At 73.5% G+C, this 19,573-nt stretch carries 21 protein-coding genes and 2 pseudogenes; 10 read left to right on the forward strand and 13 right to left on the reverse strand.

Annotation, left to right across the window (positions count from 1 at the left end; genetic code table 11):
* Positions 1-60 precede the first annotated feature (60 nt).
* The 3 genes from dapF to miaA all read right to left on the reverse strand — a co-directional run bounded on the left by dapF (position 61) and on the right by miaA (position 2,627).
* On the reverse strand, positions 61-978 hold the full coding sequence (gene dapF, locus OO47_RS28495) for a diaminopimelate epimerase (protein ID WP_030221306.1): 918 nt from the start codon (positions 976-978) through the stop codon (positions 61-63).
* 65 nt (positions 979-1,043) lie between these two features.
* On the reverse strand, positions 1,044-1,580 hold the full coding sequence (locus OO47_RS28500) for a membrane protein (RefSeq protein ID WP_030221309.1): 537 nt from the start codon (positions 1,578-1,580) through the stop codon (positions 1,044-1,046).
* A 108-nt stretch (positions 1,581-1,688) separates the two neighbouring features.
* Positions 1,689-2,627, reverse strand: a complete 939-nt coding sequence (gene miaA, locus OO47_RS28505) for a tRNA (adenosine(37)-N6)-dimethylallyltransferase MiaA (RefSeq protein ID WP_030221312.1) — start codon at positions 2,625-2,627, stop codon at positions 1,689-1,691.
* A gap of 347 nt (positions 2,628-2,974) precedes the next feature.
* On the opposite strand from miaA, the gene OO47_RS28510 reads away from it, so the two are divergent.
* On the forward strand, positions 2,975-3,322 hold the full coding sequence (locus tag OO47_RS28510) for an antitoxin (RefSeq protein ID WP_030221315.1): 348 nt from the start codon (positions 2,975-2,977) through the stop codon (positions 3,320-3,322).
* A gap of 111 nt (positions 3,323-3,433) precedes the next feature.
* Here the strand turns inward: OO47_RS28510 and OO47_RS28515 are convergent, their stop codons facing one another.
* The 3 genes from OO47_RS28515 to OO47_RS37030 form a co-directional block, all read right to left on the reverse strand.
* Positions 3,434-4,141 (reverse strand): class III extradiol dioxygenase subunit B-like domain-containing protein, encoded by a 708-nt coding sequence (locus OO47_RS28515; RefSeq protein ID WP_030221318.1) that lies wholly within the window; start codon positions 4,139-4,141, stop codon positions 3,434-3,436.
* Between the two features lie 375 nt (positions 4,142-4,516).
* Positions 4,517-6,037, reverse strand: a complete 1,521-nt coding sequence (gene miaB, locus OO47_RS28520) for a tRNA (N6-isopentenyl adenosine(37)-C2)-methylthiotransferase MiaB (RefSeq protein WP_033210611.1) — start codon at positions 6,035-6,037, stop codon at positions 4,517-4,519.
* On the reverse strand, positions 5,997-6,482 hold the full coding sequence (locus OO47_RS37030) for a hypothetical protein (protein ID WP_051716329.1): 486 nt from the start codon (positions 6,480-6,482) through the stop codon (positions 5,997-5,999). Before OO47_RS37030 ends, miaB begins: the two co-directional genes overlap by 41 nt.
* Before the next feature lie 62 nt (positions 6,483-6,544).
* Here OO47_RS37030 and OO47_RS28530 point away from each other — a divergent pair, with 62 nt between their 5' ends.
* Positions 6,545-6,820 carry a nuclear transport factor 2 family protein gene (locus OO47_RS28530; RefSeq protein WP_033210614.1) on the forward strand — a complete coding sequence of 92 codons (276 nt, stop codon included), beginning with the start codon at positions 6,545-6,547 and terminating at the stop codon, positions 6,818-6,820.
* Here OO47_RS28530 and OO47_RS37035 read toward each other — a convergent pair.
* The gene (locus OO47_RS37035; protein WP_158708712.1) at positions 6,796-6,954 is read right to left on the reverse strand and encodes a hypothetical protein; all 159 of its coding nucleotides are present in this window, start codon (positions 6,952-6,954) and stop codon (positions 6,796-6,798) included. The genes OO47_RS28530 and OO47_RS37035 overlap by 25 nt on opposite strands.
* A 280-nt stretch (positions 6,955-7,234) precedes the next feature.
* Here OO47_RS37035 and OO47_RS28535 point away from each other — a divergent pair, with 280 nt between their 5' ends.
* From OO47_RS28535 to OO47_RS28545, 3 genes are all read left to right on the forward strand, one after another.
* Positions 7,235-7,927 carry a DedA family protein gene (locus tag OO47_RS28535; RefSeq protein WP_051716339.1) on the forward strand — a complete coding sequence of 231 codons (693 nt, stop codon included), beginning with the start codon at positions 7,235-7,237 and terminating at the stop codon, positions 7,925-7,927.
* A gap of 110 nt (positions 7,928-8,037) precedes the next feature.
* Positions 8,038-9,240, forward strand: a complete 1,203-nt coding sequence (locus OO47_RS28540; protein WP_051716330.1) for a sensor histidine kinase — start codon at positions 8,038-8,040, stop codon at positions 9,238-9,240.
* Positions 9,231-9,875 (forward strand): response regulator transcription factor, encoded by a 645-nt coding sequence (locus OO47_RS28545; protein ID WP_030221337.1) that lies wholly within the window; start codon positions 9,231-9,233, stop codon positions 9,873-9,875. Before OO47_RS28540 ends, OO47_RS28545 begins: the two co-directional genes overlap by 10 nt.
* Here OO47_RS28545 and OO47_RS38190 read toward each other — a convergent pair.
* The 4 genes and pseudogenes from OO47_RS38190 to OO47_RS38200 all read right to left on the reverse strand — a co-directional run bounded on the left by OO47_RS38190 (position 9,860) and on the right by OO47_RS38200 (position 12,343).
* Positions 9,860-10,096, reverse strand: coding sequence for a helix-turn-helix domain-containing protein (locus tag OO47_RS38190; RefSeq protein WP_234323329.1), 237 nt, complete (start codon positions 10,094-10,096; stop codon positions 9,860-9,862). The genes OO47_RS28545 and OO47_RS38190 overlap by 16 nt on opposite strands.
* Before the next feature lie 213 nt (positions 10,097-10,309).
* Positions 10,310-10,414: pseudogene (locus tag OO47_RS38845) on the reverse strand (LuxR C-terminal-related transcriptional regulator); the annotation flags it as partial.
* Positions 10,415-10,516: 102 nt separating this feature from the next.
* On the reverse strand, positions 10,517-11,449 hold the full coding sequence (locus OO47_RS28555) for a DMT family transporter (protein WP_030221344.1): 933 nt from the start codon (positions 11,447-11,449) through the stop codon (positions 10,517-10,519).
* A gap of 240 nt (positions 11,450-11,689) precedes the next feature.
* Entirely contained in the window at positions 11,690-12,343 is a 654-nt protein-coding gene (locus OO47_RS38200; protein ID WP_078489999.1) for an LLM class flavin-dependent oxidoreductase, read from the reverse strand.
* A gap of 493 nt (positions 12,344-12,836) precedes the next feature.
* Here OO47_RS38200 and OO47_RS28570 point away from each other — a divergent pair, with 493 nt between their 5' ends.
* On the forward strand, positions 12,837-13,835 hold the full coding sequence (locus OO47_RS28570; protein WP_030221347.1) for a TAXI family TRAP transporter solute-binding subunit: 999 nt from the start codon (positions 12,837-12,839) through the stop codon (positions 13,833-13,835).
* Between the two features lie 24 nt (positions 13,836-13,859).
* Here the strand turns inward: OO47_RS28570 and OO47_RS28575 are convergent, their stop codons facing one another.
* Together OO47_RS28575 and OO47_RS28580 are read right to left on the reverse strand one after the other, a co-directional pair.
* Positions 13,860-15,287, reverse strand: a complete 1,428-nt coding sequence (locus OO47_RS28575) for a sensor histidine kinase (protein WP_051716332.1) — start codon at positions 15,285-15,287, stop codon at positions 13,860-13,862.
* An 18-nt stretch (positions 15,288-15,305) separates the two neighbouring features.
* A complete protein-coding gene (locus tag OO47_RS28580; RefSeq protein WP_030221353.1) occupies positions 15,306-16,019 on the reverse strand; it encodes a response regulator transcription factor in 714 nt (237 codons plus the stop codon).
* 329 nt (positions 16,020-16,348) lie between these two features.
* Between OO47_RS28580 and OO47_RS28585 the strand changes: the two are divergent.
* From OO47_RS28585 to OO47_RS28600, 4 genes and pseudogenes are all read left to right on the forward strand, one after another.
* A pseudogene (locus tag OO47_RS28585) lies at positions 16,349-17,035 on the forward strand (amino acid ABC transporter ATP-binding protein); the annotation flags it as partial.
* A gap of 20 nt (positions 17,036-17,055) precedes the next feature.
* Entirely contained in the window at positions 17,056-17,877 is an 822-nt protein-coding gene (locus OO47_RS28590; protein ID WP_030221355.1) for a glutamate ABC transporter substrate-binding protein, read from the forward strand.
* 120 nt (positions 17,878-17,997) lie between these two features.
* Positions 17,998-18,672 carry an amino acid ABC transporter permease gene (locus tag OO47_RS28595; protein ID WP_030221357.1) on the forward strand — a complete coding sequence of 225 codons (675 nt, stop codon included), beginning with the start codon at positions 17,998-18,000 and terminating at the stop codon, positions 18,670-18,672.
* Positions 18,669-19,559 carry an amino acid ABC transporter permease gene (locus OO47_RS28600; protein ID WP_030221358.1) on the forward strand — a complete coding sequence of 297 codons (891 nt, stop codon included), beginning with the start codon at positions 18,669-18,671 and terminating at the stop codon, positions 19,557-19,559. Before OO47_RS28595 ends, OO47_RS28600 begins: the two co-directional genes overlap by 4 nt.
* The last annotated feature ends 14 nt before the right edge of the window (positions 19,560-19,573 follow it).

Consider the following 19,573-nt stretch of genomic DNA (forward strand, 5'->3'; position numbering starts at 1 on the left):
CCACGCGGCGCAGTCACGCTCTCGCTCAGCGTGAAACGGATCACCCATTCGAGCGATAATTCAGTCGTTGACCGTTTCGATTCCGGCGGCTGCGGCGTTCCCGGGGCCCGTGGCCAGCCAGGCGGGGTCGACGGTGCCCTCGGCAACGATGACGGCCGGGCCGGTCATGTCGATCCGCCCGTCGGGGTGCTCGGTGATGACCAGGGTCCCGCCGAGGACGTCGACGATGTACGTGACGGGGGTGCCGCTCTCGGCGGGATCGGCGCCGTCGCGGCGGGCGGCGGCGACGGCGACGGCGCACGCGCCCGTGCCGCAGGAGCGGGTCTCGGCGGCGCCGCGCTCGTGGACCCGCATGGCGACGTGGCGGGGGCCCCGGTCGACGACGAACTCGATGTTCACCCCGTCCGGGTAGACCGAGGCGGGGGCGTAGGCGGGCTCGGTGGACAGGGTCCCCGCGTGGTCGAGGTCCTCGACGAAGGCGACCGCGTGGGGGTTGCCCATGTTGACGTTGCGGGAGGGCCAGCTGCGGCCGTCGACGGTGATCGTGGCGGCGGCCTCGGGGAGGACCGCGCGGCCCATGGCCACGGTGACGGAGCCGTCCTTGTCGAGGTGCACGTGCTTGACCCCGCCGCGGGTGGCGACGGGCACCTCGCCGGCGGTGACGTGTCCGGCGTGCTCCAGGTAGCGGGCGAAGACCCGGACCCCGTTCCCGCACATCTCGGCGACCGAGCCGTCGGCGTTGCGGTAGTCCATGAACCACTCGGCCTCGTCGGCCAGGTGCCGGGCCTCGGGATGGGCGGCGCTGCGCACGACGTGCAGCAGCCCGTCGCCCCCGATGCCGGCGCGCCGGTCGCAGAGCCGGGCGACGGCGGCGGGGGGCAGGTCGAGGGCGTTCTCCGCGTCGGGGACGATCACGAAGTCGTTCTCGGTGCCGTGGCCCTTGAGGAAACGGAGCGGGGAGGTCTGCGTGCTGGTCACGCGATCAACTGTACGGCGCGGGGTCGAGGTGCGGGCCGGTGGTCCACGGGCCTGCGGCGCGAGGGTCAGCGCAGGCGGGCCACGCGCCAGACCGCGAGGACCGCCAGGGCCCCGATGGTCGCCACGTACAGGGTGAGGACGCGCCAGTCGGGGCGCTCGCCGGATCCGCGCGCCGGGAGTCCGGGCCAGGTGTGGCCGACCTTGCGGGCGGCCATCACGCCCCAGCCCGCCGCGCAGGAGCTGATGAGCAGGCCGAGCATGGCGACGACGGCACCGCCATCCCCGGAGCCGAAGGCGAGCGGGAAGGCGAACATGAGCGAGCCGACGGCGGCGAGGCCCACGATCGGGGCCAGCTGCCAGATCCGCAGCCGCCGCTGGGGGCGCAGCTCGACCTCGACCTCGTCGGCGTCCACCACGACGGCGGTGCCGACCGCGTCGTCGGGTCCGTCCGGGGTCAGCCCCGGAGTCCCGACCGGGGCGTCGTCCGCCGGACGGTGCGGGGTCCCACCCGGCGGGTCGCCCGGCAGGTCGCCCGAAGGATCCGCCGCCGGGTCGCCGAGGACCGCGTCGTGCTGTTCTCTGTCGCGAGGGCCGGCCTCCATCGCCACGCGCCCTCCCCACTCGGACTCCACTTGGTCGATCGATGCTCGATGATGGCACGCTCCCGACCGCCGGAATGACGGGCAGGGCGTCCCGATGCCATCACGTGATCAGGCTGTAACCGCTCGTTCGACCAACGACAGCGCCTCTCGCGGGAGTTCCCTCCGGTGCTCGGCGGCCCCGCTGAGCCAGTGCACGCGCGGGTCGCGGCGGAACCAGGAGTCCTGGCGGCGGGCGAAGCGCTTGGTGGCGCGCACGGTCTCGGCGCGCGCCTCGTCCTCGGTGCACTCCCCCGCGAGCGCCGCGAGGACCTGCTGGTAGCCGAGGGCACGGGCGGCGGTGCGGCCCTCGCGCAGGCCCCGCGCCTCCAGGGCGCGCACCTCGTCGACGAGGCCGGCCTCCCACATCCGGTCCACGCGCGCGGTGATGCGTTCGTCGAGTTCGGGACGGGCCACGTCGACGCCGATCTGGACGGTGTCGTAGACGGAGTCGGGGCCGGGGAGGTTGGCGGTGAAGGGCTTGCCGGTGATCTCGATCACTTCGAGGGCCCGGACGATGCGGCGCCCGTTGCCGGGCAGGATCGCGCGGGCCGCCTCGGGGTCGGCCGCGGCGAGCCGGGCGTGCAGGACGCCGGAGCCGCGCTCGTCGAGCTCGGCCTCCAGACGGGCCCGGACGGCCGGGTCGGTGCCGGGGAACTCCAGGGCGTCGACGGCCCCCCGTACGTAGAGGCCGGAGCCGCCGACGAGGACCGGGGTGCGGCCGGCGGCGAGCAGCCGGTCGATCTCGGCGCGGGCGAGGCGCTGGTACTCGGCGACGCTGGCGGCCTCGGTGACGTCCCAGACGTCGAGGAGGCGGTGCGGGACGCCGCCGCGCTCCTCGGGGGTCAGTTTGGCGGTCCCGATGTCCATCCCCCGGTACAGCTGCATCGAGTCGGCGTTGACGACCTCGCCGCCGAGCTGCTGGGCCAGGAAGACACCCAGATCGGACTTTCCGGCCGCCGTGGGGCCGACGACGGCGATGACCCGCGGGGCGGGAGCTGCGCTTCTCACCGCCCCAGTCTCGCAAACCTCCGGACCCGTACCCGAACGAGTCGCGTGACGGGTCCCGCCCGGCCTCGTTGCCCCGTACGCGGCACCCGGTCGCGGGTCGTCGCGGGGGCCCTCCCCTCCGAGTACGCTGTGGAGTGGATATGGGCGTTTTGGCAAGTTTTTGCCATAGGTGCTCGCCCCGGGTGGCGCGAGAAGGCGGACGTGGTCGCGCGTTCTCCGGCGAAGAACGGGCACGTGGTCCGTACGGAGGGCGTCGAGGCGGCCGAAGGCGCGTAGGCAGGCCCCCGGGCGCCGGGGGCAGAACACGAGGACGGGCCCGCGAGGGTCCGCGGAGGGAAGGTGCCCCCATGGGTCTCATGGATTCGCTGAAGGCCAAGCTCGGCCCGGCCAAGGAGAAGGTCGCCGACCTGGCGCAGCAGCACGGGGAGAAGATCGACCAGGGCCTGGACAAGGCCGCGAGGGTGGTCGACGAGAAGACCAAGGGCAAGTACAGCGACAAGATCCATTCCGGTACGGACAAGGCGAAGGGGGCGATCGACCGGATGGGCCACAAGGACGGTGGCGCTCCGGGGGCCGATGGCACGCCCGGCACCGGTGGAACTCCCGGGACCGGCGGCACGCCCGGCACCGGTGGTGCCCCCGGGACCGGTACCGGAGCCGGGGGCGGCGGTGTGACGCCGCCGCCGGCCGCCTGACGGCCGCCTGACGGTCGCCCGGTACGGCAGGACGGCGGACGGCCGCGGAGCGAGGTGCTCCGCGGCCGTCCGCCGTGTCGCGTGTCGTGCCGGGAGCGGTCCCGGGGCGGATCAGGACCAGGCCGCGACGACGTACTCCACCCCGTAGGGGTCGTCCTCGTGGAGCAGCCGGCCGTCGAGCCCGGCGCCCTGGGCGGCGCCCGCGAGGACCTGCCAGGGGGCGCGGCCGGAGACCTTCAGTTCGCGCGCGAGTCCCGTGTCGAGGGCGAGCAGCGCGGGTGCGTCGGCCCCGCCGAGCGCGCGGACGGCCTCCGCGTCGAAACCGGCGGCCCGCTCGTCGAGGTAGCCGGGGGCCTTCACCGTCCGGCAGGCGCTGCCGTCGCCCATCACGAGCAGGGCGACGCGTTCGGCGGAGGCGGCGAGCTCGCGGCCGGTCGTGGCGCAGGCCTCGGCCGGGGTCTCCTCCCCCACGCCCAGTCCCTCGACGGGTGCGCCGGACCAGCGGGCCCGGACGAGGAGCCAGGCCCCGACGGTGAGGGGGGCGGGGAGGGCTCGGTCGCCGGCCGGGCCGTCCCCGAGGCGTACGGAGAGGTCGACGCCGAATCCGGCGAAGGAACCCGTGGTGCCGGCCGGGAAGACGCCGTCGGCGCCGGCGGCTGCGGGCCCGACGACGTACAGCCGGTCCGGGCGGGCGGCGGCGAGCAGCCCGACGGCGTCCGCGCAGGCGGCCCGGACGGCGTCCAGCTCGGGGGCGGCGCCGGTCGCGACCTCGGGCACGAGGAGCGGCGGACAGGGACAGACGGCTGCGGCGACAAGCATGATCCGCACCTTACTGCGCCGGGGCGGTGCCGTCCGGGGACGGCCGGGGAGACGGGGTCGCCCCGGAAGCGCTTCCCCTCGGGAGTGCTTTCCCCGGGAGGTGCTCTCCCCCCGGAGGTGCTTCCCTTCGGCCGACCGGGGCGAGCCCCGGGGCCGGGCCCGGAAGCCCGGTCCCACGAGCCCTGCCCGGGGCGGCAGGCCCCTCGGGCCGAACACGCTCCTCAGGCCGAGCGGGCCGAGGGGGCCGAGCAGGCCGCTCAGGTCGGGACTCCCCTGCCAGTGGGCCCGGGACAGCGGGGTCCCGGTTTCGTGGGTCCCGGCCAGCGGGACCGGTTCAGCGGGCCCCGGTCAGCGGGCCCCGGCCCCGGTCCCGGTTCAGTGGGCCCCGCAAGCCGGGGCGTCGGCCGCCGGGAGGGGGGCCGGGGCGCCGATCCCGGGAAGGCCCAGGAGGACGCCGTTCGGCTTCTCGGCGGTGCGCTTCTCCCAGGCGTCGCCCGCGCGGGTGCGGCGCACCGACGCGACCGGGCCCTCGGCGAGGAGGTGGTGCGGGGCGGCGTAGGTGATCTCGACGGTCACGACGTCGCCGGGGCGCACCTCCTCGTCCGGCTTGGTGAAGTGGACGAGCCGGTTGTCGGGGGCGCGGCCCGAGAGGCGGTCGGTGGCGCCGTCCTTGCGGCCCTCGCCCTCGGCGACCATGACCTCCAGGGTGCGGCCGACCTGCTTCTTGTTCTCCTCCCAGGAGATCTCCTCCTGGAGCGCGACGAGCCGCATGTAGCGGTCCTGCACGACCTCCTTGGGGATCTGCCCCTCCATCTCGGCCGCCGGGGTCCCGGGGCGCTTGGAGTACTGGAAGGTGAAGGCGTTCGCGAAGCGGGCCTCGCGGACGGTGTGCATCGTCTGCTGGAAGTCCTCCTCGGTCTCGCCGGGGAAGCCCACGATGATGTCGGTGGAGATGGCCGCGTGCGGGATGGCCGCGCGGACCTTCTCGATGATGCCGAGGAAGCGCTCCTGCCGGTACGAGCGGCGCATCGCCCGGAGGATCGTGTCCGAGCCGGACTGGAGCGGCATGTGCAGCTGCGGCATGACGTTCGGGGTCTCGGCCATCGCCGCGATCACGTCGTCGGTGAAGTCGCGGGGGTGCGGGGAGGTGAAGCGGACCCGCTCCAGGCCCTCGATCTGCCCGCAGGCGCGCAGCAGCTTGGAGAACGCCTCGCGGTCGCCGAGGTCGGAGCCGTACGCGTTGACGTTCTGGCCGAGCAGGGTGATCTCGGAGACGCCCTCGGCGACCAGCGCCTCGATCTCGGCGAGGATGTCGCCGGGCCGGCGGTCCTCCTCCTTGCCGCGCAGGGCCGGGACGATGCAGAAGGTGCAGGTGTTGTTGCAGCCGACGGAGATCGAGACCCAGGCGGCGTACGCGGACTCGCGGCGGGTCGGCAGCGTGGAGGGGAAGGCCTCCAGGGACTCGGCGATCTCGATCTGCGCCTCCTCCTGGACGCGGGCGCGCTCCAGGAGGACCGGCAGCTTGCCGATGTTGTGCGTGCCGAAGACCACGTCGACCCACGGGGCCTTCTTGACGATGGTGTCGCGGTCCTTCTGGGCGAGACAGCCGCCGACGGCGATCTGCATGCCCGGGCGGGTGGTCTTCATCGGGGCGAGCCGGCCGAGGTTGCCGTACAGCTTGTTGTCGGCGTTCTCGCGGACCGCGCACGTGTTGAAGACGACGACGTCGGCGTCGCCGTCGGCGCCCTTGGGGGCCCGTACGTAACCCGCCTCCTCCAGCAGACCGGAGAGCCGCTCGGAGTCGTGGACGTTCATCTGGCACCCGTAGGTGCGGATCTCGTAGGTCTTGGTGCCGTCAACGCTCACTGCGGTGCTCCGGTCGCTGCTGCTCGTCATGCGTCAAGGGTAGGCGGTCCGGGGCGGCCGCCGTCCCGGCGGCCGGATCGTCCGCGTCCCCACCGGGCGGTCGGGCGGCGAGGCGGCGGACCAGGGAGACGAGGGCCTCGCGCTGGGCGTCGGGGCCGGCCCCGACGAGGGCGGGCACGCGCATGCGGGTCAGCTGCGGCAGCACGGACCAGGAGGCGGTCAGGGCGATGACCGCGTGCACCAGCTGCCCGGCGGCGGCCTCGTCGGTGAGGACGCCGTCCCGCTGGGCGCGGGCGACGGCGGCGGTCTTCTCGTCGTAGTGGCCCGCGCGCTCGTCCTCGGCCGCCACCCGGTCCCCGCCCCGGAGGCCCTCCCGGGCCGGCAGGCGCACGAAGTGCGGATGGGCGCGGTGGTGGTCGAAGACCCGGCCCGCGTACGCGCCCAGGTCGGCGGCGTGCTCGGCGGTCAGCGGCACGGCGGCCGCGATCCTGCCCGGCTCGGACTCCGGTACCGCCGCGAAGCGAGGGATCCGCCGCCATGACCAGCGCCTCCGGACACCCCGGGACCGCCGAGACCCGCAAGGCCGCCGAGAGCACCGGGGCGTCCGGGATCTTCCGCACGGTCGACGCCTTCTTCGAGCGCTTCGGCGCCGAGGATCTGCCCGGCCTGCTCGGACTGTTCGCGGACACCGTCGACTTCGACGTCCCCGGCTCCCCCGACGTCCCCTGGACCGGCGCCCGCTCCGGCCGTGACGAGATCGCCGAGTTCTTCACCGTCCCGGGGACGGTTCAGGGGGCGGGGGTGGTCCCGTAAGGGTCCTGCGGGAGCGGCTCGTACGGCCGTACGTCCACGTACGAGGCGGGCGGGTACCACGTGGGCTCCGGCGTCGGGGCGAAGGGGCCGACCCGGGTGGCGGGGGCGGTGGCCGCGTCGTACTCGTCCTCCATGGTCTCCCCCCGGTCGCGTTCCGTCGTTCCGTCGTTCCGTCGGCATCGTAAGGAGGCCGCGACCGGCCCCGACACGTGTGCGGCGCACACCGAACGGCACCCCCTCTTGCCGGGCCCCGGCAGCCTTCCCGCACCCCGCCTCCCCGCACCCCGCGGTTTTCCGCAGGGCGGCCGGACGGGAAGCCCCGTACCGGCGCGGAGGCCGGATTCCTAGCGTGGAGGAGTACCGGGGCGACGGGCCCCGGAGCCCCGACCCCCGCCCTGGAGTCCCGCCGTGCCGATCGCCGCCTTCGCCGCCTTCACTTCCTTCGCCCACTCCACCCCCCTGGCCCTGACCGGGGAGCCCGCGGGCGGTGTCGCCGGCTGGGCCGCCGGACTCGTCGACGCGATGGGCGGCCCGGGCGCCGGCCTCGCCATCGCCCTGGAGAACCTCTTCCCGCCGCTGCCCAGCGAGATCATCCTGCCCCTGACCGGTTTCGCCGCCGGTCAGGGTGTACTGAGCCTGGCGTCGGCGCTGTTCTGGACGACGCTCGGCTCGGTCGCCGGGGCGGTGGCGCTCTACTGGATCGGGGCGCTCTTCGGCCGGGAGCGGATGCACGCGCTCTGGGCCCGGCTGCCCCTGGTGAAGGCCTCGGACCTGGTCCGCACCGAGGAGTGGTTCGCCCGGCACGGCACCAAGGCGGTCTTCTTCGGCAGGATGGTGCCGATCTTCCGCAGCCTGATCTCGGTGCCCGCGGGCGTCGAACGGATGCCGACGGCCCGTTTCGTCGCGCTCACCGCGCTCGGCAGCCTGGTCTGGAACGGCGTCCTCGTCATGGCCGGTTACTGGCTGGGCGAGCGGTGGGACCTCGTGGAGGGGTACGTCGGCGTCCTGTCGAAGGGCGTCCTGGCCCTCGTCCTGGTCGCCGTCGCGGCCTGCCTGGCGGTCCGGTTGCGCGGTCGCGCCGGGGCCCGGCACCGGCGCGCCTCGTGAAACCGGGCCCCTGTACGCCCCCGCTCCCCGCGCCGTCCCGGCGATCTTGTCCGGGCGGTACGGGTCCACTAGCCTCGGGCAGCACGCAAGGGGGTTCGGTGCAGGGGGACTTGGCAGGCGTCGCGTCCGGACGGCCGTCGGCGGACGCCGGTGGGGGCGGGACCGCCGTCCGTACGCCCTTCCCCTCCCGCGCCCTCGGAACCCTCCTCGGCTGCGCGACCGCCCTGGCCGGTGCCCTCCACTTCCTCGTCACCGGCGCGGTCCTCGGCCCGCTCCTGCTCCGGCCGCGCACCCGGCCCGGCGCCCTGAAGGTCCTGGCGGCCGGTGCCCGACGGTTGACCGCCCTCGAACGGACCCGCCGCTCCGTCTTCTTCGGCGACCGCTTCCCGGAGCATGACGCGGCCTCCGACCGGAAGGTCCTGCGCCATCTGGCGGTCCGCGTCGGCACGGGGCTGCTCTGCGGGGTGGTCGTCGGCCTGCTCGGCTTCGGCGCGGTCCTGGCGGGGGTCCTGGCCGCCGGAGCGGTCCGGGGCACCCTGGGCTGGGACGAACTGCTCGTCCAGGCCCTGCTCGGCGGGGTCCTGCTCTTCCTCGACGTCCAGGGCCTGCACTCGCTGGCCGCGCTCGACGCCCGTACCGCCCGTGCGTTCTTCGGCCCCTCCGAGGGGGAACTGCTCCGGCGGCGGATCGACGAGCTCGCCGCCAGCCGGGCCGCGGTCGTCGAGGCCGTGGACGCCGAGCGGCGGCGCATCGAGCGCGACCTGCACGACGGGATCCAGCAGCGGCTGGTGGCGCTCGCCGTGCTGATCGGCCGGGCCCGCCGGGGCCGCGACCCCGAGCGGGCCGACGCACTGCTGCGCCAGGCCCACGAGGAGTCCCAGGGGGTCCTGGCCGAACTGCGCGAGGTGGCCTGGCGGGTGTATCCGTCGGCGCTGGACGGCCTCGGGCTCGAAGAGGCGCTCGGCGGGGTCGCCGAGCGTTGCCCCCTCCCGCTGCGGATCCGGTTCGAGGTCGGCGCCCCACTGCCCCGGCCGGTGGAGACCGCCGCCTACTTCGTGGTCTCGGAGGCCGTGACGAACGCCGCCAAGCACTCCTCGGCGTCCGCGGTCTCGGTCTCGGTCTCGGTGACGGTGGCGCTCGACGGGCCCCGGCTCACCGTACGGATCGAGGACGACGGCACGGGCGGCGCGGACCCGGCCGGCGGCGGGCTCACCGGGCTCCGCAGCCGGGTCACCGCGCTCGACGGCGTCCTGCACGTCCACAGCCCCCTCGGGGGACCCACCACCGTCACCGCGGAGCTGCCGTGCGCCTGATCCTGGCCGAGGACTCGACCCTGCTGCGCGAGGGTCTCGTCCGCCTGCTCGTCGAGGAGGGCCACGAGGTCCTCGCCGCGTTCGGGGACGCGACGACGCTGGTCGAGGAGGTCGGGGAGCGCCGGCCCGACGTCGTCGTCGTGGACGTCCGGATGCCCCCGACGCACACCGACGAGGGGCTGCGGGCGGCCGTCGAGATCCGGGAGCGGTGGCCCGGGACCGGTGTGCTCGTCCTCTCGCAGTACGTCGAGCGCGCCTACACGGCCGAACTCCTCGCGACGGGCGCCGAGCGGGTCGGCTACCTCCTGAAGGACCGGGTGGCGCAGGTCGAGGAGTTCCTCGACGCGCTCGACCGGATCCACGCCGGCGGGGCGGCGATCGATCCGGAGGTCGTCCGGCGGCTGGTCGTACGGACCACGCGCGTCGATCCGCTGGCGCGGCTCACGCCCCGGGAGCGGGCGGTCCTGGAGGCGCTCGCGCAGGGCCACACGAACACGGCCATCGGGCAGAAGCTGCACCTCTCGCTGAGTTCGGTGGAGAAGCACCTCAACTCCGTCTTCGACAAGCTGGAGCTCGACCGCACGAACGGCTACAGCCGGCGGATCCTGGCGGTGCTCCGCTACCTGGAGTCGTAGACCGGGGGCGCGGGGGGCCGCCTCGGCGCGGCGTTCGACCGGTCGACGGCGGCGGCCAGTCGTGCGCGCCGGCGGATGCCCAGCTTGCGGTAGAACCGGGTGAGGTGCAGCTCCACGGCCCGGGTCGACACCGCGAAGGCCCCGGCGATCTGCTTGTTGGTCAGGCCGTCGAGCACCATCGCGGCGACGCGCCGCTCGTGGGCGGTCAGCTCCTCGCCCACGACGGATCCCTCGGGTACGGCAGGCGGGACAGCGGGCAGGACGGCTGAAGGGGAAGCCGACGGGACGGCTGAGGGGGCAACCGACGGGACGGCTGAGGGGGCAGCCGACGGGGCCGGCTCCGGGCCCGTGAACACCGCGTGCCCCATGACCACGTTCCATTCCCGGACCCTCGGTTCCCCGATGACCCGTGCCCGCGCGTACGGGTCGGCGCGGAGCACCCGTGAGAGCGTCCGGCGATCCCGGACCTCGCAGACCAGGAGCTCCCCGGCACCTCCCCTCCAGGGTCCGCCCCCGATCAGGAGGCCGCGTGCGGCCATCCTCTTCCAGTAGGCCCGGTGGGCCTCCCCGAGGTCCGGCCGGTCCGCCTCCTCGCCACGGAAGACGAGCTCGACCACGAAAGCCACGTACGCCCCTCCCTTTCACACGTCGCACGCGGAGGAGGGCCGCGCGGCCGGCGCGGGCGCCTTCTCCTCCGCAGCCGGGCGCGGTCCGCGCCGGAGCAGGACGGTGGCCGCGAGGACCGCCGCCGCGCCCAGCCACACGGTCGGGCCGAGCGGTTCGCGCAGCACCACGGCACCGAGAAGCACGGCCACGGCGGTCATCAGGTAGGTGACGGTGGAGGCGACCGCGGCCCCGTCCTTGATGACCAGCTCGAAGTTGAGCAGCGCGGCGAACCCGGTGCAGACCACGCCGAGGACGAGGACCGAGACCACCGAGTCGGCGCGCCAGGTGACGTCCCGGAGTCCCAGGAAGGGGAGGGCGACCAGGAGCAGCACGGTGGCGGCGGCGAGCTGGCCGCCCGCGAGCACCAGGGGCGGAACGCCCCTGCCCGTCAGGAACCTGCCCATGTACGCGAAGCCGGCCCCGAAGCTGATCGAGCCGAGGACGAAGCAGAGGACGCTCCCACCGCTCCCGGCCGAGGCCGAGTTCCACGGGGAGGCGATGAGCGCGGTGCCGCCGAGGCCGAGCAGCACCCCACCCGCCCTCGCGCCGGAGACCCGCTTCTCCTGTCCGAGCAGCAGCGCGGTCGCCAGGGTCCAGACCGGGGCGCTGCCGTTGACGACGGCGGCGACGCTGCTGGAGCCGTCGATCTCCCCCTGGGCGTACAGGGTCCAGGGGATCGCGTTGCCGAGGAGGGCGGCCACGGTCAGATGGCCCCAGACGGCCTTCTCCTTCGGCAGCCGGAGCCCTTTCACGTATCCGATGGCGAGGAGGACGGCGGCGCCGAGCGCGAGCCGGACCAGGACCGTCTGCGCGGGCGGGAAGCCGTACCCGGCGATCTTGATCCACAGGAAGACGGAGCCCCAGACGAGGCTCAGCGCGGCCAGCCGCGCGCAGGTGGCTTTGGACATGGGTGTTTCCCGCTCTCCGGAAGGGCTCGGCAGGGGGTGGGGAAGGGGGAAGGAAAGGGTGGGGGAAGGGGGTGCGCGGAACGGTCCGCGGTACGCCGACGAGCCTCGCACCGGCGGGCGGGCGGATCCAGCAACGGCTGCTGGACGGTACCTTCCACGAACCGTGGAGGATCGGTCGCGCACCGCCCCGGGGCGACGGCGGCCGGTCAGGCGGTGACGGCCGTCAGGCGGTACGGCCGGTCAGGCGGTGACGGCCGCCCTGGCGACCGTGCGCAGCGCGTCCAGGACGGCGGCGATCTCCGGGGAGGTCTGGCTGCCCTCCCGTACGGCCGCGAAGACCGTACGGGAGGGGGCCCGCTCGCTGAACGCGCGGACCGTCACCTCGGGCCGCGGGGCCGGTTCGGCCAGGCGTGGGACGAGCGCGACCCCGAGGCCGAGCCGTACCGCCGCGAGGGTGGCGTCCCAGTCGCCGATGGCGTGGGAGGCCTGCGGGGTGAAACCGGCCTCCGTGCACGCGGCCACGCCGATGTCGTGGCACATGCCGGTGGTGGCGAAGATCCAGGTCTCCTCGGCGAGGTCGGCGAGGAGCCGCCCGTCGCTGAAGCGGTCGATGTTGGCGGCGACCCGGGCGGTGTGCACGGGGTGCCGGTACGGGAGGATCGCGACCGTGGTCCCGAGGCCCACGGTCCTGGTGATGCCGGCGAGCCAGGCGAGGGTGGCGAAGGGGTCGTAGAACGGGGCGGGGAAGAGGTGCTGCACGTCCGGGGTGAGCGCCACGTGGTCGGAGACCATCGCGTAGTCGTACCCCATGGCCTCCACCCGCAGCGCCCGGTCGGCGAGGGCGTCGGGGGTGGCCTCGGGCCCGTAGTCGGGCAGGTCGACGCCGAACTTCACGGGGCGGTCCTTTCCCGGGAGCCGACCGCGACCGCGCGGGCGCCCCGATGGACGTACGGGACGGTCCTCGTACGAGAAGGCCCTCGGGACGCTACCGACCGGCCGCCCCTCCCGGGGCCCGCGGGACGGAAGAGGGTTCGGGATCCCGAAGCCCCGCGTTTCCCGGGCCGGGGCAGGGCGGGCCGGAGCAGGGTGGGTAAGTACGCCGCCTCACCGCTGCGGCGGGGTGAGGCGGGGCGGGGCGCTCCGAGGGGGACGGGCGGAAGGGTGCGTTCGGAGGGGACGCCAGGGGCGGACAGGGGACTGTCCTCAAGATCACCGAACGCCTTCCGACGCTAACCGCCGGGGCACCACCGCCCCGGCAGGACACACGGCGCGGCCCGCGCCGCCGGGACCGCTCACCGCTTCGGCGGAGCGCACTCCGGGCCCGTACACCGCGAGCGGCGCGGCCGTCCCTGGCCAGGAGCCGCGGTGGGCTGGCAGGATCGGCCCCATGTTCGCCTCCCTCTCCCGCGCCGCCCGCCGCCGTGCCCTGGCGGTCGCGGCCGCGCTGCTCGCGCTGTGCGGGGTGCTGGTGTGGTGGCTGGTCCCCTTCGGTCCTCCCTCGCCCAGCGGCTCGATCACCTTCAGCACGGGTGTCCCCAGCGGCGTGTACCAGCGGTACGGGAACCTCCTCAAGCACGCCCTCGCCCAGGACCTGCCCGAGGTGTCGATAAGGCTGGAGGACAGCGAGGGGTCCCAGCAGAACCTGGCCCGGGTGGCTTCGGGCGCGGCGGACTTCACGATCGCCACGGCCGACGCGGTGGCCCAGTACCAGCGCGAGCGCGGGCCCGGTTTCGAGCGGCTGCGCGGTTGCGCCCGGTTGTACGACGACTACGTGCAGCTCGTGGTCCGCAAGGGGGCGCCGCTGCAGAAGGTGGAGGACCTGAAGGGCCTGCGGGTCGGCGTGGGCCAGGACGGGTCGGGCGTGCGGCTGATCGCGGACCGGGTCCTCGCGGCGGCCGGCCTGGCCCCCGTACGGGACGTCCGGGCGGTCCCGGCGGGCATCGACACCATGCCGGAGCTCCTGGAGCGCGGCGAGCTGGACGCCTTCTTCTGGTCGGGCGGCCTGCCCACCCACGCGGTGCAGTCGCTGTCCGAGCGCACCCCGGTCCGGCTGATCCCGCTGGACGCGAAGCTGGTCGACCAGCTGCACGACGTCGGCGAGTCGACCCGCCACTACCGTTCGGCGGTGATACCGGCCGACGCGTACGCGAAGGCGCAGGACGGGCAGCGGGTCGAGACCCTGGCCGTGGCCAACCTCCTGGTCACCACGGAGGAGGCCGACGCGGACCTGGTGGAGGGCTTCACCCGTACAGTGATCAGGAGCAGGGACGGGATCGGCCGCCAGGTCCACCCGGCCCAGCTGGTGGACCTGCGCACCGCCGTCTACACGGATCCCCTGGAGCTCCACGAGGGCGCCCGCCGCTACTACCGCTCGGTGAAGCCCTGACGGCACCGCTTCGGACCACTGCCGCTACCGCTCGGTGAAGCCCTGCTCCTGCCCCCGCGCGTCCGCGGGCGCGTGCCGGGGGACGGTGACCGTCACCCGCAGGCCGTGCGGTTCGTTCGGCGCGAAGGCCACCCCTCCCCCGCCCGCCGTCAGCAGGACGCGCGCGATGGAGAGGCCGAGGCCCGAGCCCTTGACGTTCTGGTGCCGGCCCGAGCGCCAGAAGCGGTCTCCGACCCGGCCCAGCTCCTCCTCGGTGAGGCCGGGTCCGTGGTCGGCGACGACGACGGCGACGCTCGTCCGGTCCGGGACGACCGTGACCGTGACCTCCTCCCCGGCCGGGGTGAACTTCAGCGCGTTGTCGATCACCGCGTCGAGGGCGCTGGAGAGGGCCACCGGGTCCGCCCAGGCCGTGACCGCCCCGCACTCCCCCGCCAGGACGACCCCCTTGTCCTCGGCGACCGGCCGCCAGGACGCGACCCGCTCGGCGGTGAGCGCGCCGACGTCGGTGAGCCGCAGCTCGGCCGCCGCGTGCTCGGCGAGCGCCAGGTCGAGGAGGTCGTCGAGGACCTGGGCGAGCCGCTTGCCCTCGGTCCGTACGGAGGCGATCTCCTCGTTCCCCTCGGGCAGCTCCAGGGCGAGCAGCTCGATCCGCAGGAGCAGTGCGGCCAGCGGGTTGCGCAGCTGGTGGGAGGCGTCGGCGACGAAGGCCCGCTGCTGTTCGAGGGCCTCCTCCACGTTGTCGGCCATCTCGTTGAAGGAGCGCGCGAGGCGCCGCAGCTCGGGCGGGCCCCCGGTGGCCGCGACCCGGGAGTTCATCCGGCCGGTGGCGATGTCGTGGGTGACGGCGTCGAGGACGCGGACCGGCCGCAGCACCCAGCCGGTGAGCCGGAAGGCCGCGCCGACGGCGAGCAGCATCGCGGCGGCCTCGCCCGCGAAGATCAGCAGCCAGCCGTGCAGGATGCGGGAGCGGAGCTGGCCGGTGGGCGAGTCGGTGACGACGACGGCGATGACGTCGCCGTCCCGGACGACCGGGGAGGCGATGGCGAGCCGCGCGTGGGGCTGCCAGGGCCACACCTGGGGCGGGTCGTGGCTGCGGCGCCCGAGCAGCGCCTCGCTGAAGGCGCGCCTGGCCTCCCCGTCGTACGGGACGACCCACTCCTCGGGGGCGGCGGCCATGGACCGGTTGTCGCGGTGGAAGACCCCGGCGCGGATGCCGTACACGTCGTGGTAGCTGGTGAGTTCGCCGCCGAGCGTGACGAGCCGTTCGTCGGTGCCGGAGCTGCGCGGGTCGACGTACTGGGCGAGGGCGGCGAAGCGCGCGGCGTCGTCGAGCCGGTCGACGATGACCCGCTGCTGTTCGGAGGCGGCGAGGCTGGCGGCGAGCGGGAAGCCCAGGGCGAGCAGCACGCCGGCCATGAGGACGATGAGCAGCGGGAGGAGTCGGGTGCGCACGGAGGGACCGCCGGGCGGTTACGCGGCGGGGGCGACCAGGCGGTAGCCGACGCCCCGCACGGTCTCGATCAGGGCGGGCATCCGCAGCTTGGAGCGCAGGGAGGCGACGTGCACCTCCAGGGTGCGGCCGGTCCCCTCCCAACTGGTGTGCCAGACCTCGCTGATGATCTGCTCGCGGCGGAAGACGACGCCGGGCCGCTGGGCGAGGAGGGCGAGGAGGTCGAACTCCTTGCGGGTCAGCTGGACGCTCTCGCCCTCCACGCTGACCCGGCGGGTGGGCAGCTCGATGGTGACGGAGCCGAGCCGCAGCCGGGTCGCGTCGCTGGTCCCCGGGGCCCCGCCGGTCTCCTCGGGGCCGGGGCTGCGCCGGCTGACGGCGTGGATGCGGGCGAGCAGTTCGCCGGGGTCGTAGGGCTTGACGACGTAGTCGTCGGCGCCGAGGTTCAGGCCGTGGATCCGGGAGCGCACGTCCCCGCGCGCGGTCACCATGATCACCGGGGTGGTGGTGAGCTTCCGGATGCGGCCGCAGACCTGGTACCCGTCCTGGTCGGGCAGGCCGAGGTCGAGCAGGATCACCCCGTACGAGGGGCGCTCGCCGTGCGCGGTGGGCAGGACGGCCTGGAGCGCCTCCTCGCCGTTGCGGGCGTGGGTGACGGCGAAGCCGTGCTTCGCGAGGATCGCGGAGAGGGCGGCGGCGACGTGGTCGTCGTCCTCCACGAGCAGCAGTCGCATGCGTACCTCCTCCGTGATCTTCCGTGTCGTTCGCGCCGTTCGCACGTGGTTCCCGTGGGCCCCGCGCCGGGTGCCGGGTGCCGATGCCGGGTCTCTGTGTACCAGGTGGTACCAGAGCATGAACACCGGACGGCGGCGTCACAGTCAAGTGTCCCTCCGTTACGCGGGCGTTTCCGTGATGCACCTGGTACGGGGGCCGGTGTCGCCTTCACGCAGTGTGTCCGGTTGCGGCCGGATCGTTATCCTCAATTTCCGCTCAGATGTGATGACGCTCGTCACATCCGGTCTCTAGTGTCCTCCCCAACCGAGGAGGACGGAGCAAGAGGCCGATGAGCGGAGAGTCAGTGTCGAAGGATCCGAAGGACGCCCTGTCCAAGGGTCCGCAGGACACCCCGCGCGCCGCGGACGACCTGGTCGTGCTGTCCGGCGTGAACAAGCACTTCGGCGCACTGCATGTCCTCCAGGACATCGATCTGACGATCACCCGCGGCGAGGTCGTGGTCGTCATCGGGCCCTCGGGGTCCGGCAAGTCGACGCTGTGCCGCACGATCAACCGGCTGGAGAGCATCGACTCCGGCACCATCACCATCGACGGCAAGCCGCTGCCGCAGGAGGGCAAGGAGCTCGCCCGGCTGCGGTCCGACGTCGGCATGGTGTTCCAGTCGTTCAACCTGTTCTCGCACAAGACGGTGCTCGAGAACGTGATGCTGGGGCAGATCAAGGTCCGGAAGACGGAGAAGAAGGCCGCCGAGGAGAAGGCGCGCGCGCTGCTCGACCGGGTGGGCGTGGGCACGCAGGCGGACAAGTACCCGGCCCAGCTCTCCGGCGGTCAGCAGCAGCGCGTGGCGATCGCCCGCGCGCTGGCGATGGACCCGAAGGTCATGCTCTTCGACGAGCCGACCTCGGCCCTCGACCCCGAGATGATCAACGAGGTCCTGGAGGTCATGCAGCAGCTGGCCCGGGACGGCATGACGATGGTGGTCGTGACCCACGAGATGGGCTTCGCGACTCACGCCTAGCCAAGGGACTTTCCTCGATGAAGCTTCGCAACACCTCCGCCGCCGTCGCGGCCGTCGCCCTGCTCGCGCTGACCGCGACGGCCTGTGGTGGCGGGTCCGACTCCGGGAGCAACGGCGACAAGATCACCGTCGGCATCAAGTTCGACCAGCCCGGCCTGGGCCTGAAGACCCCGGACGGCAAGTACGTCGGCTTCGACGTCGACGTCGCCCGTTACGTGGCCAAGGAGCTCGGCTACGCCGAGGACAAGATCAACTTCAAGCAGGCGCCGAGCGCCGAGCGCGAGAACCTGATCAAGAACGGCGACGTGAAGTTCATCGTCGCCAGCTACTCGATCAACGACAAGCGCAAGAAGGAGGTCGACTTCGCCGGCCCGTACTTCCTGGCCCACCAAGACCTGCTCGTGCGCGCCGACGACACCTCGATCACCAAGGTCGAGGACCTGAACTCCAAGAAGCTCTGCTCGGTCACCGGCTCGACCTCCGCGCAGAACGTCCGCGACAAGCTCGCCCCCAAGGCCGACCTCCAGCAGCTCGGCGGCTACTCCGAGTGCCTGACCGGCCTGCAGAACAAGCGCGTCGACGCCCTCACCACCGACGACTCCATCCTCGCGGGCTACGCCTCGCAGAAGGAGCACCAGGGCAAGTTCAAGCTCGCCGGCCTGCGCATGAGTGACGAGAACTACGGCATCGGCCTCAAGAAGGGCGACGACGAGCTGCGCGGCAAGATCAACAAGGCGCTGGAGAAGATGGTCTCCGACGGCACCTGGGAGAAGCTCGTCAAGGAGCACTTCGGTCCGTCCGGCTACAAGTACGAGTCCGCGCCGAAGGTCCAGGGCTGATCCACCCTGCCTCTGGAGTGACGGCCGTCCCGCACGGGGACGGTCGTCACTCCGGCACCGGCCGCCGCCACCCCGGCGGCCTCCACACCGACCGACCACCAGGGGAGAGCGCGGGGCATCGTGTTCGACTTTCTTGATTCCGGGCAGTACGACCTGCTCGGCGCCTTCTGGGTGACGGCGCAACTCGCCCTCTACTCGGCGATCGGCTCGCTGATCTGGGGCACGGCCCTGGCCGCCATGCGGGTCAGCCCGGTCCCGCTCATGCGGTCCTTCGGCACCGCGTACGTCAACTTCGTCCGGAACACCCCGCTGACCGTGGTCATCGTGGCCTGTTCCCTGGTCCTCGACCAGACTCTCGGGGTCACACTCGGCGGCTCCGACTTCAAGGAGATCGGCTTCCGCCTCGCGATCCTCGGACTGGTCGCGTACACCGGCACGTTCGTCTGCGAGGCGCTGCGCTCCGGCATCAACACGGTGCCGCCGGGCCAGGCCGAGGCCGCCCGCGCGCTCGGTCTGAGCTTCTTCCAGGTGCTCACCCTGGTGGTGCTCCCGCAGGCCTTCCGCGCCGCGGTGACCCCGCTCGCCAACGTCCTCATCGCCCTCACCAAGAACACCACCGTGGCGGCGGCCATCAGCGCCGCCGAGGCGGCGTTCCTGATGAAGGAGATGATCGAGAACGAGGCCCAGGCGCTCTTCACGGTCTTCGCGATCTTCGCGTTCGGCTTCATCGTCCTCACCCTCCCCACCGGCCTGGCCCTGGGCTGGGCGGCCAAGCGACTGGCGGTGAAGCGATGAGCTCCGTCCTGTACGACAATCCCGGCCCGCGCGCCAAGCGGCGCAACGTCCTCTACACGGTCGGCTTCCTCGCGGTCCTCGCCGTGCTGGCCTGGTGGGTGCTCTCCGCCCTCGCCGACAAGGGCCAGCTGGACGCCGACAAGTGGAGCCCGTTCGTCACCGACGTCCGGGTCTGGACGACGTACCTGCTGCCGGGTCTGGTCGAGACCCTCAAGGCCGCCGCGCTCTCCATCCTGATCGCACTGCCGCTCGGCGCCCTCCTCGGCATCGGCCGGCTCTCCGACCACCGCTGGGTGCGGGTGCCCGTCGGCACGGTCGTGGAGTTCTTCCGCGCCATCCCGGTCCTGCTCCTGATGATGTTCGCGAGCGCCGTGTACGCACAGTTCACGCCCGTGAGCTCCGACTTCCGCCCGCTGTACGCGGTCGTCACCGGCCTTGTGCTCTACAACGCCTCGGTCATCGCCGAGGTCGTCCGGGCGGGCGTGCTCTCGCTGCCCCGGGGCCAGGGCGACGCGGCCGTCGCGCTCGGCATGCGCAAGGGCCAGACCATGCTGTACGTGCTGCTGCCGCAGGCCGTGACCGTCATGCTCCCGGCCCTGGTCAGCCAGCTCGTCGTGATCGTCAAGGACACCGCGCTCGGCGGCGCCCTGCTCGGCTTCCCCGAGTTGCTCAGCCAGAACCGGCAGATCACGGCCAACTACGGCGCCAACACGATCGCCACCTTCACGGTCATCGCGCTGATCTTCATCGCCGTCAACTTCGCCCTGACCACCCTGGCCGGCTGGCTGGAGCGGCGGCTGCGGCAGGGCCGGAAGACGGCCGGCGTCACCGAGAGCGCGGTCACGAAGACCGGCGAGGCCCCGGCGGAGGCCGTCAGCGGCGCGTGACCCTGCGGGGCCTG

The organism is Streptomyces bikiniensis (assembly GCF_000716625.1).
Classification (GTDB): Bacteria; Actinomycetota; Actinomycetes; order Streptomycetales; family Streptomycetaceae; genus Streptomyces; species Streptomyces bikiniensis.

Coding starts and splice junctions, on each gene's coding strand:
- OO47_RS28515 (WP_030221318.1), bottom strand. CDS start 4,141: ATGCTTGTCGCCGCAGCCGTCTGTCCCTGTCCGCCGCTCCTCGTGCCC.
- OO47_RS28530 (WP_033210614.1), top strand. CDS start 6,545: ATGACCAGCGCCTCCGGACACCCCGGGACCGCCGAGACCCGCAAGGCC.
- OO47_RS28600 (WP_030221358.1), top strand. CDS start 18,669: ATGAGCTCCGTCCTGTACGACAATCCCGGCCCGCGCGCCAAGCGGCGC.
- OO47_RS28570 (WP_030221347.1), top strand. CDS start 12,837: ATGTTCGCCTCCCTCTCCCGCGCCGCCCGCCGCCGTGCCCTGGCGGTC.
- miaB (WP_033210611.1), bottom strand. CDS start 6,037: ATGACGAGCAGCAGCGACCGGAGCACCGCAGTGAGCGTTGACGGCACC.
- OO47_RS28555 (WP_030221344.1), bottom strand. CDS start 11,449: ATGTCCAAAGCCACCTGCGCGCGGCTGGCCGCGCTGAGCCTCGTCTGG.
- OO47_RS28580 (WP_030221353.1), bottom strand. CDS start 16,019: ATGCGACTGCTGCTCGTGGAGGACGACGACCACGTCGCCGCCGCCCTC.
- OO47_RS28510 (WP_030221315.1), top strand. CDS start 2,975: ATGGGTCTCATGGATTCGCTGAAGGCCAAGCTCGGCCCGGCCAAGGAG.
- OO47_RS37035 (WP_158708712.1), bottom strand. CDS start 6,954: ATGGAGGACGAGTACGACGCGGCCACCGCCCCCGCCACCCGGGTCGGC.
- OO47_RS28500 (WP_030221309.1), bottom strand. CDS start 1,580: ATGGAGGCCGGCCCTCGCGACAGAGAACAGCACGACGCGGTCCTCGGC.
- OO47_RS28590 (WP_030221355.1), top strand. CDS start 17,056: ATGAAGCTTCGCAACACCTCCGCCGCCGTCGCGGCCGTCGCCCTGCTC.